Origin of the sequence: Rhodococcus indonesiensis, from assembly GCF_047782815.1 — a bacterium.
Taxonomy (GTDB): domain Bacteria; phylum Actinomycetota; class Actinomycetes; order Mycobacteriales; family Mycobacteriaceae; genus Rhodococcus; species Rhodococcus indonesiensis.
Genome location: NZ_CP180630.1, coordinates 2856635 through 2869684 on the forward strand (window position 1 = coordinate 2856635; position 13050 = coordinate 2869684).

11 protein-coding genes and 1 tRNA gene are annotated in these 13050 nt (G+C 68.0%); 1 reads left to right on the forward strand and 11 read right to left on the reverse strand.

Annotated elements, in window-relative coordinates:
* Nucleotides 1-578 precede the first annotated feature (578 nt).
* The 5 genes from ACM26Y_RS13235 to ACM26Y_RS13255 all read right to left on the reverse strand — a co-directional run bounded on the left by ACM26Y_RS13235 (nt 579) and on the right by ACM26Y_RS13255 (nt 7665).
* On the reverse strand, nt 579-1016 hold the full coding sequence (locus tag ACM26Y_RS13235) for an SRPBCC family protein (RefSeq protein WP_003937283.1): 438 nt from the start codon (nt 1014-1016) through the stop codon (nt 579-581).
* Nucleotides 1006-3666, reverse strand: coding sequence for a bifunctional acetaldehyde-CoA/alcohol dehydrogenase (gene adhE / locus ACM26Y_RS13240; RefSeq protein WP_416061133.1), 2661 nt, complete (start codon nt 3664-3666; stop codon nt 1006-1008). Before adhE ends, ACM26Y_RS13235 begins: the two co-directional genes overlap by 11 nt.
* Nucleotides 3667-4116: 450 nt before the next feature.
* Entirely contained in the window at nt 4117-4467 is a 351-nt protein-coding gene (locus ACM26Y_RS13245; protein WP_416061134.1) for a DUF86 domain-containing protein, read from the reverse strand.
* Nucleotides 4457-4762, reverse strand: a complete 306-nt coding sequence (locus tag ACM26Y_RS13250) for a nucleotidyltransferase family protein (RefSeq protein ID WP_416061135.1) — start codon at nt 4760-4762, stop codon at nt 4457-4459. The genes ACM26Y_RS13245 and ACM26Y_RS13250 overlap by 11 nt, the downstream gene beginning before the upstream one ends.
* Nucleotides 4763-5565: 803 nt before the next feature.
* Nucleotides 5566-7665 carry an amidohydrolase family protein gene (locus tag ACM26Y_RS13255; RefSeq protein ID WP_416061136.1) on the reverse strand — a complete coding sequence of 700 codons (2100 nt, stop codon included), beginning with the start codon at nt 7663-7665 and terminating at the stop codon, nt 5566-5568.
* Between the two features lie 301 nt (nt 7666-7966).
* Between ACM26Y_RS13255 and ACM26Y_RS13260 the strand changes: the two genes are divergently transcribed.
* The gene (locus ACM26Y_RS13260; protein WP_416061137.1) at nt 7967-8224 is read left to right on the forward strand and encodes a hypothetical protein; all 258 of its coding nucleotides are present in this window, start codon (nt 7967-7969) and stop codon (nt 8222-8224) included.
* 29 nt (nt 8225-8253) lie between these two features.
* Here ACM26Y_RS13260 and ACM26Y_RS13265 read toward each other — a convergent pair.
* The 6 genes from ACM26Y_RS13265 to ACM26Y_RS13290 form a co-directional block, all read right to left on the reverse strand.
* Nucleotides 8254-8327: transfer RNA gene (locus ACM26Y_RS13265), tRNA-Pro, on the reverse strand.
* An 83-nt stretch (nt 8328-8410) separates the two neighbouring features.
* A complete protein-coding gene (der, locus tag ACM26Y_RS13270; RefSeq protein ID WP_003937289.1) occupies nt 8411-9832 on the reverse strand; it encodes a ribosome biogenesis GTPase Der in 1422 nt (473 codons plus the stop codon).
* Entirely contained in the window at nt 9829-10491 is a 663-nt protein-coding gene (gene cmk / locus ACM26Y_RS13275) for a (d)CMP kinase (RefSeq protein ID WP_054375182.1), read from the reverse strand. Before cmk ends, der begins: the two co-directional genes overlap by 4 nt.
* A gap of 17 nt (nt 10492-10508) precedes the next feature.
* On the reverse strand, nt 10509-11513 hold the full coding sequence (locus ACM26Y_RS13280; protein ID WP_003937291.1) for a pseudouridine synthase: 1005 nt from the start codon (nt 11511-11513) through the stop codon (nt 10509-10511).
* A 12-nt stretch (nt 11514-11525) separates the two neighbouring features.
* On the reverse strand, nt 11526-12212 hold the full coding sequence (gene scpB / locus ACM26Y_RS13285; protein ID WP_054375170.1) for an SMC-Scp complex subunit ScpB: 687 nt from the start codon (nt 12210-12212) through the stop codon (nt 11526-11528).
* Complete coding sequence (locus ACM26Y_RS13290) at nt 12209-13048, reverse strand: segregation and condensation protein A (protein ID WP_003937293.1); 840 nt, start codon at nt 13046-13048, stop codon at nt 12209-12211. Before ACM26Y_RS13290 ends, scpB begins: the two co-directional genes overlap by 4 nt.
* Nucleotides 13049-13050: the final 2 nt, after the last annotated feature.

Below are 13050 nucleotides of genomic sequence, written 5' to 3' on the forward strand. Positions count from 1 at the left end.
GCTTGTTTGTGCTGGTGGTTGGGTGTTTTACGGAAAGTAGAGTTCGGTAATTTATTGATTTCCGTCAGCGTCGGATTTTCAACACGCCGAGTGGGAGATGTGGTGTTCCAGGAATCTCGAGTTTCCGTTTGATTCGAAGTCGGTTGCAGCGCCCGCGCCCCGCGCACTCCTCGACCAGGTGCGATCCGGGTTCTGTGGGAACGACGGAGAAGGTGCCCAGCCACATGCCTCGCCCGGTGGCCGGCCGTGTGACGTACTTCATCCCTCCCCCGTACCGGCATCCGTACGGGCCGGACGTCTCACCGGCAGCTACCACCGCCGGCAGAGGTCACAGGGCGCGCCACGATCCGCTGCCGCGGGGAACGGCCGAGAAGGACCCGCGATTTGTTTCCGGCCGGCGCCGCGTGCAAGGGCGTGGCCCCGCAGGGGTTCGACGCCGCGAAGACTCCACTCCCTCCGGACGGGGTCGTCGGTGACCGAGCGCGGACGCTCGTGGTGCGGAGGGCGCTGAGCGCGGACCCGGGTAACACCCTGCGCATCGGCGGCACGCACCCGCGGGTGCTGCCCTCCCCCGGCCTTCAGCTCTCGAGGCGCTTCTTCAGACCGGTGAGCGTACTGTCGACCAGGCCCTTGATCACGCGATTTCGCAAGAATCCGGGGAGCGGCAGATTGTGATGGATCGTCAGCTCGTACGTCACCGAGGTTCGGTCGGGACCGACCGCGACCAGCTGGTAGCGGCCCTCCTGTCCGGTCTGCAGGCGTCCCTGCAGCATCGTCCAGCTCATGCCGTCGTCACGGTGCTGGTAGGTGAGGGTGTAGCTGTCGGTGCCGACGGTGGCCGACGCCTTGAACCGGGCGGTGCGCGGAAGTCCGGACTCCTCCTCGACCTCGAGGACCTGGGCCTCGAGGATCTCGGGGATCCACTCGGTCTGGCTCTCGATGTCGCGGATGGTCGTGAGCACGGTGTCCAGGGGTGCGTCGACCTGGATCGTCTTGGTGGCGCTGTCAGTGGGCATGCTCACCGTCCCCGTAGTAACCGAGCCGCAGGAGCTCGGTGATCTCGCTGATCAGCGGCATCCGAGGGTTCGTGCGATTGCTCAGGTCCTGGAACGCGGTCATCGCCAGCTCCGGCAGCGCGGCCACGAACTCCTCCTCGGGGACGCCGATCTCCTTCAGGGTGCGCGGCACCTGCATGCGGCGGAGCAGATCTTCGACGCCCTGGAACAGCCGTCGGCGGCTCTCCTCCGGGTCGTGCCCGCCGAAGACGATCCGCCCGAGCTGGGCATACTTCTCCGGCGCGACGTAGGCGGAGTAGCCGGGGGCCGGCATGAATTTGGTCGGCAGGCTGGCGTTGTAGCGGAGGGTGTGCGGAAGGAAAACGCCGTTCACCCGCCCGTGGGCGATCCCGAACCGGGCGCCGACGGAATGCGCGAGCGCGTGGTTCGTGCCGACGAACGCGTTCGAGAAGGCGAGACCGGCAAGAGTCGCGGCATTGGACATGTCGGTGCGGGCGGCCAGATCATCCGGATCGTCGTACACCCGCGGCAGCGCCTCGAAGATCAAGCGCGCGGCCTGGACACAGAACGCATCGGTGTAGGGCGAGGCGAAGATGGAGGCCGCCGCTTCCAGCGCGTGGGTCAGGGCGTCGATTCCGGTGTCGACCGTCAATGTGCGTGGCATCGAGAGGGTGAGCATCGGGTCCACGATCGCCATGTCCGGAACCAGGGAATAGTCGACCAGGGTTTCCTTGCGGCCGGCGACGGTGAGTACGGCCGCGGGTGAGACCTCCGAACCGGTGCCGGCGGTGGTGGGGATCGCCACCAGCCGCAGCTTGTGCGGATCCTGCGGGTACTCCGCCATGCGCTTGCGCGGGTCGAGGAACGGCAGGCTCAGCTCGGCCAGGTCCTTCTCCGGATGTTCGTAGAACAGCCGGATGGCCTTCGCCGCGTCGATCACCGACCCACCACCGATGGCGACGAGCAGGTCCGGCGGGTTCCCCTCGAGCAGGGTGACTCCGCGGCGGATGGTGGCCTCGTCCGGTTCCGGCTCGACCTCGCTGAACACCTTGACGTGTTCGGCACGCAAGTGGGCGCGTAGGTCGTCGACCACTCCCCGCTGCTCACTGAGCGCGTCGGTGACGACCACGACGCTGGTGCAGGGGACGTCGCGGAGGTTCTCGAGTGCACCGGCGTTGAAGAAGGTGTTCGACGGTACCCGGAACCACTGCGGCGGAGTGCGCCGGTGCGCGACGGTCTTGATGTTGAGCAGTTGCTGGTAGTTGACGTTCTCGGTGGTGCTCGACCCGCCCCACGTGCCGCAACCCAGCGAGAACGTGGGCGTCAGATTGTTGTAGATCCCGCCGAGGGCCCCCACCGCAGTCGGAGCGTTGACGAGGATCCTGCCGGTGCGCACGGCCCGGCCGTACGCGTCGATCACGGACGGATCGGTGGCGTAGATGGCGGAAGTGTGGCCGAGACCGCCGTGTTCGGTGACGAGGACGGCGGCGTCGATGCCGTGCTGGACGTCGCGGGCCCGCACGAGGCCCAGGACCGGCATCAGCTTCTCCTGCACCAGGGGGTGCGCCGCGAGCCGTTCGAGGTCGGACGGCAGCGGCGCGAGCAGCACCTTGACCGCGGGATCCACCGTGAAGCCCGCGCGGGCAGCGAGTTCGGGAGCCTGCTGGCCGAGCGCGGCGAGGTTGACCTTGTCGCCGCAACCGAACGCGAAATCGGCGATCGCCTCCGCCTGTTCGTCCGTGAGCAGGTGCGCCCCCATCCGTTCGAACTCCGCGACGGTGGCGTCGTAGATCTCGTCGTCGATGATGCAGGTCTGTTCGGCGGGGCAGATCACGGAGGCGTCGAAGGTCTTCGAGATCAGGATGTCGACGACGGCGCCCCTGATGTCGGCCGTGCGGTGCAGGTAGATGGGAGCGTTGCCCGGACCCACACCGAGGGCCGGCTTGCCGGCGGCGTTGGCCAAGGCGACGATCTTCTGGCCGCCGGTGACCCAGATGAAGTCGACCTTCGGGTGTTTGAACAGGTAATGGGTGACCTCGTGAGCGGCGTCGGGGATGACCTGGAGCGCGCCCGGGGGCATGCCGGCGGCCTCCGCCGCCGCGCGCAAGATCTCCACCGTGCGCTCGCACGAGCGCACGGCGAAAGGCGACGGGCGGAAGATGACGGCGTTCCGGGTCTTCGCCGCGACGATCGCCTTGTACAGCACGGTGGACGTGGGGTTGGTGACCGGGGTGATGGCCAGGACGACGCCGATGGGTTCGGCGACGCGGACGATGCTGTGTTCGACGTTCTCCTCGATCACTCCCACGGACTTCTTGTCCTTGAGGTAGTCGTAGAGGAATTCGGTGGCCACGTAGTTCTTGACGACCTTGTCCTCGAAGACACCGAATCCGGTTTCCTCGATCGCGACCGCTGCGAGTTCCGCGGCCGCCCGGATGCCGGCCCGCACCATCGCTTCGACGATCGCATCGACCTGTTGCTGGTCGAGGGTGCGGAACTGGGCCGCTGCCGCGGTCGCCGTGTCGACCACCGCGTCGACCTGCTCGTGCCGGACCGGACCGGCATCGACGGCGGGAATGGTCTGCGCTGTGGCCACGTCGCCGGAGCTGTCGACGGCCTGGGATCCGGTGCCGTTCCGGGTTTCGGTCATGTTGTCTCCTCGGACTGGAGATGCCCGTCGCGCCTCGGTGTGGCCGCGGCTTCTGTTCGCGACAGTACTCGCGGCACGGGGGGTTGACTGCGGTCTTTGGACCCTGACCGTGGGCCTTTCGCGGACCTGTCCCGCCGCTGGGAAACGAACGATCCCGGGGCCGGAACGGCGCGGTGTATCGGCCCGGGTGTACAGACGCGAACGAGGCGGCCCCGGAAATCCGGGACCGCCTCGTTCGTCGGTCGGGCTGACAGGATTTGAACCTGCGACCACTTGACCCCCAGGTCGGGGGCTTGAGGACCTGAGCGTGAACCGACTGTCTGTAGTCGTCTGTCCTCGTCTGTCGCTGTCGCTGGTTCAGGCGTGAAATCGAGTGGTCGAACGTGACGTTGGTCCCCGCCGGGTCCCCGGTGGCGTAGCGCGTCGGCCGCTGGCTCCGCCTCCCCGTCGCTATGCGGTTTCGTCTTCGCCGAGGAGCCGTCCAAGTAGCGCGGCCAGGTCCCTGACGCGCGTCGTTGCGACCTCCCAGACGAGCTCGTTGTCAATGACGGCGTACCCGTGGATGAGCACGTTCCGGAAAGCGACGATCCGTGGCAGGTCCGGGATCAGGGTGGCGGTGTCCGGGTCGAGACGGCTGAGCCTGTTGAGCGCCTCGCCGATGATCTCGAACTGTCGCTCAACTGCTGATCGGAGCATCGCGTCGCTCTCGTACTCGTGCCATGTCCGGTCCGCGACGAACTGGGCGACCAGCCGAGCGGCCTTACGGGCGTCCCATAGCAGCCCCGGCGCCTCAGGCCGCATAGACCTCGTGCCCGTTCTCCTCGACCGACGCAGCGAAATAGGGATTCTCCAGGGCAACGGGAGAGACAAGATCGACCGGGTGGCCGAGCAGGGCTTCCAGCGACTCCTTGAGACCGAAGTAGGCGTCGAAGCGGTTCACGACGTCGTCGCGGAACTCGACGAGGAAGTCGACATCACTGGTCGACTCGTTGAAACGTTCGGTGACGGCCGAGCCGAAGACGACCAGCCGCTTTACGCCGTACCGCTCGCAGGTCTCGGCGATCGCCGCGCGATCAAACACGAGAGGCCCAGCCATGACGCTCTCCTCCCCCTCCCGGAGTCGACTTGCACCAGTCTGGCACGTCATGCCATCGGCACCCGACAATTCTGCCCGCGGGACAGGGGGCTGACGCTCTCGAGGGGCACGCCAAATCGTTCCGGAGCGACCTCGACGGCCGCCGAAGCTGCGTGAGACAGAACGGCTGGCCGCCGAGGTTGATCCGTGTCCCGGGGGCGGGAGTCACTTGGTACCACTCCCCTCGCGTCGGGACGGCCCGAGGACGGCGCGGCAGCGCCGCCCGCAGGGCCGTTGCGCCGCGCAGCGGCGCCCTGATCTTCGAATAATCCAATTCGGCAACGTATGGCTTTGTGGCGGTGTCGTGCCGGGTGATGTGCGACATGCGCAGCCGAGAAGATGGCCGGCGTCTACCTCTCTGCGGCAGATCCGCGCGAGTGGCACCGGGTTACATGAGGTTGACCAACCTCCGTGGAGGACTTGGGAAGGAGTGTGCTCGTCACCGGCGCCGCGCGTGGCTTCGGTCGGGCTGCGTCGAGGTCTTCTCGGCGGCCGGCTGGAACGTCATCGCCGCGGCACGTGCCCTTCCTTCAAACGCTGCAGCGGATCCGAGAGTCGCCTGGGTCCGCTGGGATGTCACTGACGACGACACCGAATCTCTGGTCGACGTGGTCGCCGGCCGCCCCTTGGATCTCCTGGTCGACAACGCGGGCTGTGGCACGCCTGGGACCGCGAGACGCTCAGTTCAGTTGTTTCACGAAGCGGCGTTCAAGCCGCGACGACGGCGCGTCACGCTTGGACTGCTTCGTGCGAACCCATCCGGATCACTCGTAGACAGCGACGGCTCGCTGGTTGTCGTCGATCACCCATAGTCCAGCGCGTCGAAGCCAAGCGCCCAGGCGTCGGCGTCCACCTCGGTCAGGAGCCCGCTCGCCACTCCCGCCCCAAGCGTCGGGATCAACTGCCAGGTAGTAGAGCTCAATCGCTGATGCGTTCGGGGCGAACAGCGCAAAGCCGGCGGGGACGCCGTCTCGCCGAGCAAGCAGCAACCGTGCTCCGTCCAAAGCCAGCTGGCGCTGAACACCCACGAGCGCCTCTTCGACCGAGGCTTCCTTCGGCTCACCGTCTCGACGAGCCTTTGCGCGCGCCCAGATCGCTGCAGACGACCTCGCCGCCTCCCGCTCGTTGCCGCGAGTATCTCGCTCAAACGCAACTGCCTTCACCGGAACCGCCTCTCGAGGATCGGTTCGCCGCCCAGATGCGGACCGAGGGGCGCGCTCGTCGCAAAAATGGCGGAGGTTCACCTGTGCGCGGCATGTCCGTATGTTTGCGCAAAACCAGTGTTCGGACTTGTGGCGACGGCGGGGGTCAGGAGGAGGGCGGACCTGCTCAGCGAGATAGACGCGTTCACCCGAAACCCACGTTTCCGCAACGCGGAGACTCGATGGGTCAGAGAGCGAGCCGTCGAGGACGACGAAGTCCGCACGTAGCCCACTCCGCAGTCGCCCACGTTCGTCGGCCTGGTCTCCGGCGTCGGCGCCGCCCGCCGTGTACATCTCCAGCCAGCGTTCAAACGGAAGCGATTGTTCAGATCCCAACTCGAGACCCGTTGTCGTCCGACGGGTCACGCCGAACGATGACTCCAGCAGCGGAGAAGACACCGAGCAGGGCGAGTCCGAAGATGCAGCCATGAGCACGCCGGCAGTGTCCAGGTCCCGGAACGGCAGCCACGTTTCCTCGTCGAAGTCCAATCGCGCGGCCATCGGTCCGACCAGGTCGATGAACGCAGGCTGCACGACCGCCGCGGCCCCGATTCGCTTCAGTTCCCGCACCTCGTTCGGACCCGCTAGGGTCGCATGCTCGATTCGTAGAGGCGGGGTCGAGGCCGTAGCTGCGTCCTGCCACGCCGAGATTGTGTTCCGCAGCCCCAGGTTTCCCATCGCATGCACTGCAACACTGAATCCGCGCTCGAACGCACGGTGCATTGTGTCGCGCATCTGCAGATTGAGGATCCCCGCCTCGATTCGTCGGCCGCGGATGCACGCGTCGATCGCGAAGTCTGGCGCACCGTCAGCGAAGAGTTTGATCGGACCGGTGCGGTATCGGTTGTTGCCTTCGCCGGTGGGGCCGAGCGTCCAGGCCGCATCGTCCATGCCCGTGAGGATCTCCTCGGCATGCGGGAATCCGAGCACGGAGATCGGCAGGCGACCGGACGACGCGAGGGCGGCGTAGACGGCTGCCGCCGAGGCCGAGACGGTGGTGTCGTGAACGGCCGTGATGCCGAGCCGCAGTAGCTCGCGACAGCGGGCGGCGATGAGGTCCCCCCAGCGGTCGGGGTTCCCGAACGAACGGATGGTCGCGGCATGGGCGAGTCCCCAGGCGGTCTCTCGCAGGAATCCGTTTGGAGCACCACGAGCGTCGCGGCCGTACTTGCCCCCCGGAGGGTCCTCGACGGTCGGCGAGAGGCCAAGAGCGTCCATCCCCGCCGAGGAGAGCAGACCGCGATGAAACGTGACACAAGCAACGAGAATCGGACGATCCGTGCCAACCGCGTCCAGATCGTCTCGGGTGAGTCGCACCGGCGCAGTCGAGTCCCACTGACAGCCCCGAAGCCAACCCGTACCCGGTAGCTCGGCGGCGCGGCGCAACCTATCGACGATCGCCTCTGCATCGGTGGCGCCACTCAGATCCACCCAGATCGGATGCAATGCCTCCACTGACAGGTGATGGTGTGCATCCACGAACCCGGGCATAACGAGGCGACCCGCCAGGTCCACCACATCGCTGTTCGGGTAGCCAGCGGCGATCTCGGATGGACCCACCTCGAGTATGAGCCCGTCCTTGACGGCGACCGTCTGCGCTGTAGGCAGCCGAGAGTCCATGGTGCGTATATCGGCATTGGCGATCAGCAAGGGCGCTGTCACAAATCACATGGTAGAGCCAGCCCGGCGCTGTATGCACCGGGGCAGAAGCGCGAATCGGGCTGTCTCCGTCCGTGGGCGCTCGGGGAGGTCGGCTCCCGGCCGCGCGCTCATCGGCACGAGAGTGAAACGGCTTGGCGCTCGCAAGGCGAAGGGCCAGTGGCTGGTCCCGCATGTTGGGATACTGCTATGTTCCGGCGATTTCGACTGCAACGGGAACAGGCCCCAGCAGCAGGTAACGACAACTGACAAGAAGACGCCGGAACTCCGCAGACCGCACCAGACGGATACAGACAACGCGCGCTTGATTTCTGACCCCATTCTCGGTCCTTGGGACACCGCGCTGATCTGGATGGCGGACGCGGGCGTCGAGCTGCACATCCTCCAGCGCGTCGCCGGCCACCAGGACCCAGCCGTCACCAGCCGCTACCTGCACCCCGACGTGCACGCGATGCTGGACGCCGGAGCTGCGTTCTCGGCCTGGTGGTCCCCTTCTGGTCCCCAGCGTCCCAACCTTGCAGTCGTTCGACGGAGCCGCGGTGGGGACGAAAAAGGGGCCTGACCTGCATGAACAGGTCAGGCCCCAGAAAGTCGGGCTGACAGGATTTGAACCTGCGACCACTTGACCCCCAGTCAAGTGCGCTACCAAGCTGCGCCACAGCCCGTCCGCGCTCTCGTCGAGCGCTCGTTGAGATTACAACAGAGACGGACCGATTCACCAATCGCCTGGTCACGGCACTTTCGGACGCTATTTGCTCCGGCGGTCCCGCTTCTCGCGCACGCGCACGGAGATCCGCACCGGGCTGCCCTCGAAGCCGAACTCCTCGCGCAGTCGCCGTTCGAGGAAGCGGCGGTAGCCGGCTTCGAGGAAGCCGGTGGTGAACAGCACGAAGGTCGGCGGTCGGGTGCCGGCCTGGGTGGCGAACAGTACCCGGGGCAGGCGGCCGCCGCGCATGGGCGGCGGAGTCGCGGCGATGACCTCCTTGAGCCAGGTGTTGAGACGGCCGGTGGAGATGCGCTTGTCCCACGACTCGAGGGCCGTCTCCATGGCCGGCACGAGCTTCTGCACGGCCCGGCCGGTCTTGGCGGAGATGTTCACGCGCGCCGCCCACGGCACGCGCAGCAGGTCGCGTTCGATTTCCCGGCCCAGCTCGTAGCGTCGGTCCTCGTCCACGAGGTCCCACTTGTTGAAGGCGATGACGAGGGCGCGGCCGGCGTCGGCGACCATCGAGATCACCCGCTGGTCCTGCTCGGTGATCGGTTCGGAAGCGTCGATCAGCAGCACCGCGACCTCGGCGGCCTCGATGGCGCCGCGGGTGCGCAACGAGGCGTAGAACTCGGCGCCGGAGGCGGTGTTGACGCGTTTGCGCAGACCGGCGGTGTCCACGAACCGCCAGGTCTTGCCGCCGAGTTCGACGAGGGAGTCCACGGGGTCGACCGTCGTGCCGGCGACGTTGTGGACCACGGATCGTTCGTCGCCGGCCAGCTTGTTGAGCAGGCTGGACTTGCCGACGTTCGGTTTGCCGACCAGTGCGACACGACGCGGCCCCTGTCCCCCAGTGCCTTCCCGCGGAGTCTGGGGCAGCACCGCGAGCAGTTCGTCGAGCAGATCACCGGTCCCGCGACCGTGGGTGGCCGACACCGAATACGGCTGTCCCAGGCCCAGCGACCACAGTGCCGCCGCCTCGGACTCGACGCGATCGTCGTCGACCTTGTTCGCGACGAGCAGCACCGGCGTCTTGGACCGGCGCAGCACCTTGGCCACCGCCTCGTCGACGGCGGTGGCCCCGACGGTGGCGTCGACGACGATCAGGATCGCGTCGGCCGTGCGCATCGCGATCTCTGCCTGCCGCGCGACGGACTGTTGCAGGCCCTTGGCGTCGGGTTCCCAACCGCCGGTGTCCTGCACCATGAATCGGCGACCGTTCCAGGTGGCCTCGTACGAGACGCGGTCGCGGGTCACGCCCGGCACGTCCTCGACGACTGCTTCGCGACGACCGATGATGCGGTTGACCAGGGTGGACTTGCCGACGTTGGGACGTCCGACCACGGCGACGGTCGGCACGGGCACGAACTCTTCGAGCTCGGCAGCCCCGGCGAGCTCGAGATCCCAGTCCGATTCCTCCGACCAGGTGCCGTCACCGGCGAATTCCGTCACGTCCTCGCTCACAGGGTCGCTCCCGTCTGCTCGGCGACCACGGCGGCGAGCGCGGCGATCACTTCGTCGATGTCCATCTCGCTCGTGTCGACGACGATCGCGTCGTCCGCCGCGCGCAGCGGGGACACCGCGCGGGTGGAATCGAGGTGGTCGCGGTGCTGCACCGCGGCGAGCACCGCCTCGTAGTTGTCGCCGCGGCCTTCGGCGATGTTCTGCTGGTTGCGCCGCTGCGCCCGGGCCTCGGCGGAGGCGGTGAGGTAGATCTTCACGTCCGCGTCGGGAAAGACGGCGGTGCCGATGTCGCGGCCTTCGACGACGATGTGTCCCGCGTCACGGCCGATGCGCTGCTGCGCTGCGACGAGGGTCCGGCGGACGGCGGGAACGGCGGACACGGCCGAGACGGCGCCGGTGACCTCCGCACCGCGGATGATCTCGCGGACGTCCTCCCCGGCGAGCCGGATGTCCTCGGTCTCCGGGTCGGTGCCGATCGACCAGGGCAGGGACTCGGTGGCGGCGGCGATGGCGGCCGGGTCGGTCAGGTCCGCGCCTGCACGCAGCACGTGCAGGGTCGCGACGCGGTACATGGCGCCGGTGTCCAGGTATGCCGCGCGGAGGAGCCGTGCGAGTCGCTTGGAGACGGTGGACTTTCCGGTGCCCGAGGGACCGTCCATGGCGACGACGAGGGAGCTCACAGGCCCACCGCCTGGTAGAGGCCGCCGACTTCCTTGCGGCCGAGCACCCGGAGGGTGCCGGGTCGCTGGTCGCCGAGCGCGACGGGTCCGATGTCGGTGCGCACGAGACGGATCACGGGGTGGCCGACGGCGTCGAGCAGGCGCCGCACGATGTGCTTGCGGCCTTCGTGCAGTTCGAGGCGGACCAGCGATTGGCCCTCGTTGACCTGCAGGAGCGCGAAGGAGTCGACCTTGGCGGGGCCGTCGTCGAGTTCGACGCCGGCGCGTAGCTGCTTGCCGATCCCGCGCGGGAGGACACCCTTGACGGTGGCGAGGTAGGTCTTGGTCACCTCGTAGGACGGGTGCATGAGCCGGTGGGCGAGTTCACCGTCGTTGGTGAGCAGCAACAGTCCTTCGGTGTCGGCGTCGAGCCGGCCGACGTGGAAGAGGCGCTGGCCGGCGGCGACGCGTTCGGAGACGATGTCGCCGACGCAGGGGCGGCCGAGGTCGTCGGACATGGTGGACTGCCAGCCGCGGGGCTTGTTGAGCACGAGGTGGACGAGGTCCTTGTCGACGACGACGCGGATGCCGTCGACGCGGATCACGGCGTTCTCCGGGTCCACGCGCAGGCCCTGCTCGGTGACGATGGAGCCGTCGACCTCGACGCGACCGGCGGCGATGAGTTCCTCGGCGGCCCGGCGGGACGCGACTCCGGCCTGGGCGAGGACCTTCTGCAGGCGGACGCCTTCGCCGGCGGGCAGTTGCGGGCGTTCTGCGGCGTGCTGGTGCCGGGCGGGTTTGGCGTTGCTGATCTTGGGCAGGGTCGCCGGGCGCTGGGCCTGGGGTTTGGGGGCGGCGGGACGGCCGCGCTTGTTGAGCGGGGTGTCGCCCTTGCGGTGTGCCTTCTTGGGTGTGGCCGCGCGGGCGGTGGGTTCGCCCCGTCGTTCGCGGGGTGGGTTCCCTGCGCGGGAGGTGGTTTTTCTGCGGTCCGGTGTGCCATCACGGCGAGCGGGCTTGTGCACTTTTTTCCTGTCTCAATCGGGATCGAACGGCGCGGGCGAGGTGGACTCGGTGCGCGGGTTCCTTCCCATTCTCGCAAATCGTGGGTCGGCCTCGAGACTTTCGCTGATGTCGTCGATCACATCGACGTCCGGAAGCAGCGGCGCGAGGGGTGGAAGATCCTGCAGAGAGGCCAGCCCGAGGCGTTCGAGGAACAGTTCGGTGGTGACGTAGCGGGTGCCGCCGGTCTCGGGGTCGGTACCGTCCTCGGCGATCAGGTCGCGGGCGAGGAGGGTGCGCATGACGCCGTCGACGTTGACGCCGCGGACCGCGCTGACGCGGGCGCGGGTGACGGGCTGGCGGTAGGCGACGACGGCGAGGGTCTCGAGGGCGGCGCGGGTGAGTTTGGTGCGGGCGCCGCCCTGCAGGAGGCGTTCGACGTAGGGGGCGTAGTCGCGGCGGGTGTAGAAGCGCCAGCCGTCGCCGGCGTAGCGCAGATCGATGCCGGAGCCGCGCGCGTCGAGGTCGGCGGCCATGCGGTGCAGGGTGGTCTCGACGCGGGTGGCGGTGACGCCGATGGCGTCGGCGAGCTGGGCGTTGGGGGCGGGGGTGTCGACGACGAGCAGCAGTGCTTCGAGGGCGGCGACGAGTTCGTCGTCGCTCATCTCCAGCAGTTCCGCGTCGAGTCCGTGCGTATCGGGGTCCGGTGTGTCGCTGCTCACCCGTAATCCTCCTCGAATGTGGTGACGGCGTCGTCGTTTTCGCCGGTCCAGGCCACGTGCAGCGGCCCGAGCGGTTCGGGTTGGTCGAAGGTGACGGCTCGTTCGCGGTAGAGCTCGAGCAGGGCGAGGAACCGGGCGACGACCTGCAGGCCGTTGTCGCATTCGGCGACGAGGTGGCCGAAGGTGGCCCAGGTGCCGGCGCCGTGGGCGCGCAGGAGGGTGAGCAGGCGGGCGGCCTGTTCCGGGACGGAGACGCGGGGGGTGTGGAGGTGGTCGAGGCCGACGCGGGGGGGCGGTTTGGGCTGGAAGGCGGCGGCGGCGATCTCGGCGAATCGGGTCGCGTCGACGCCGAGGACGACCTCGGGTAGGAGGTTCTCGTACTGCGGTTCGAGGGAGACCGCGCGGGGGTAGCGGCGCAGGGCGGCGGCCTCGAACTCGGCGAACCGGTCGGCGATCTGTTTGAAGGCGCGGTACTGCAGCAGGCGGGCGAAGAGCAGGTCGCGGGCCTCGAGCAGGGCGAGGTCCTCGGGGTCGTCGACGTCGCCGGACGGCAGGAGGCGGGCGGCCTTGAGGTCGAGCAGGGTGGCGGCGACGACGAGGAATTCGGTGGTCTGGTCGAGTCCCATCCGAGGGCCGAGGGCACGGGTGTAGGCGATGAATTCGTCCGTGACCTCGTGCAGGGCGACTTCGGTGACGTCGAGGCGGTGCTGAGAGATCAGGGTGAGCAGCAGGTCGAAGGGACCTTCGAAGTTGCGCAGTCGTACTTGGAATCCCGCGGGGGGTGCGGCGGGCTGGGCCGGATCCGGAACGGTCGGGCCTGGGTGGTCCACGGTCACGG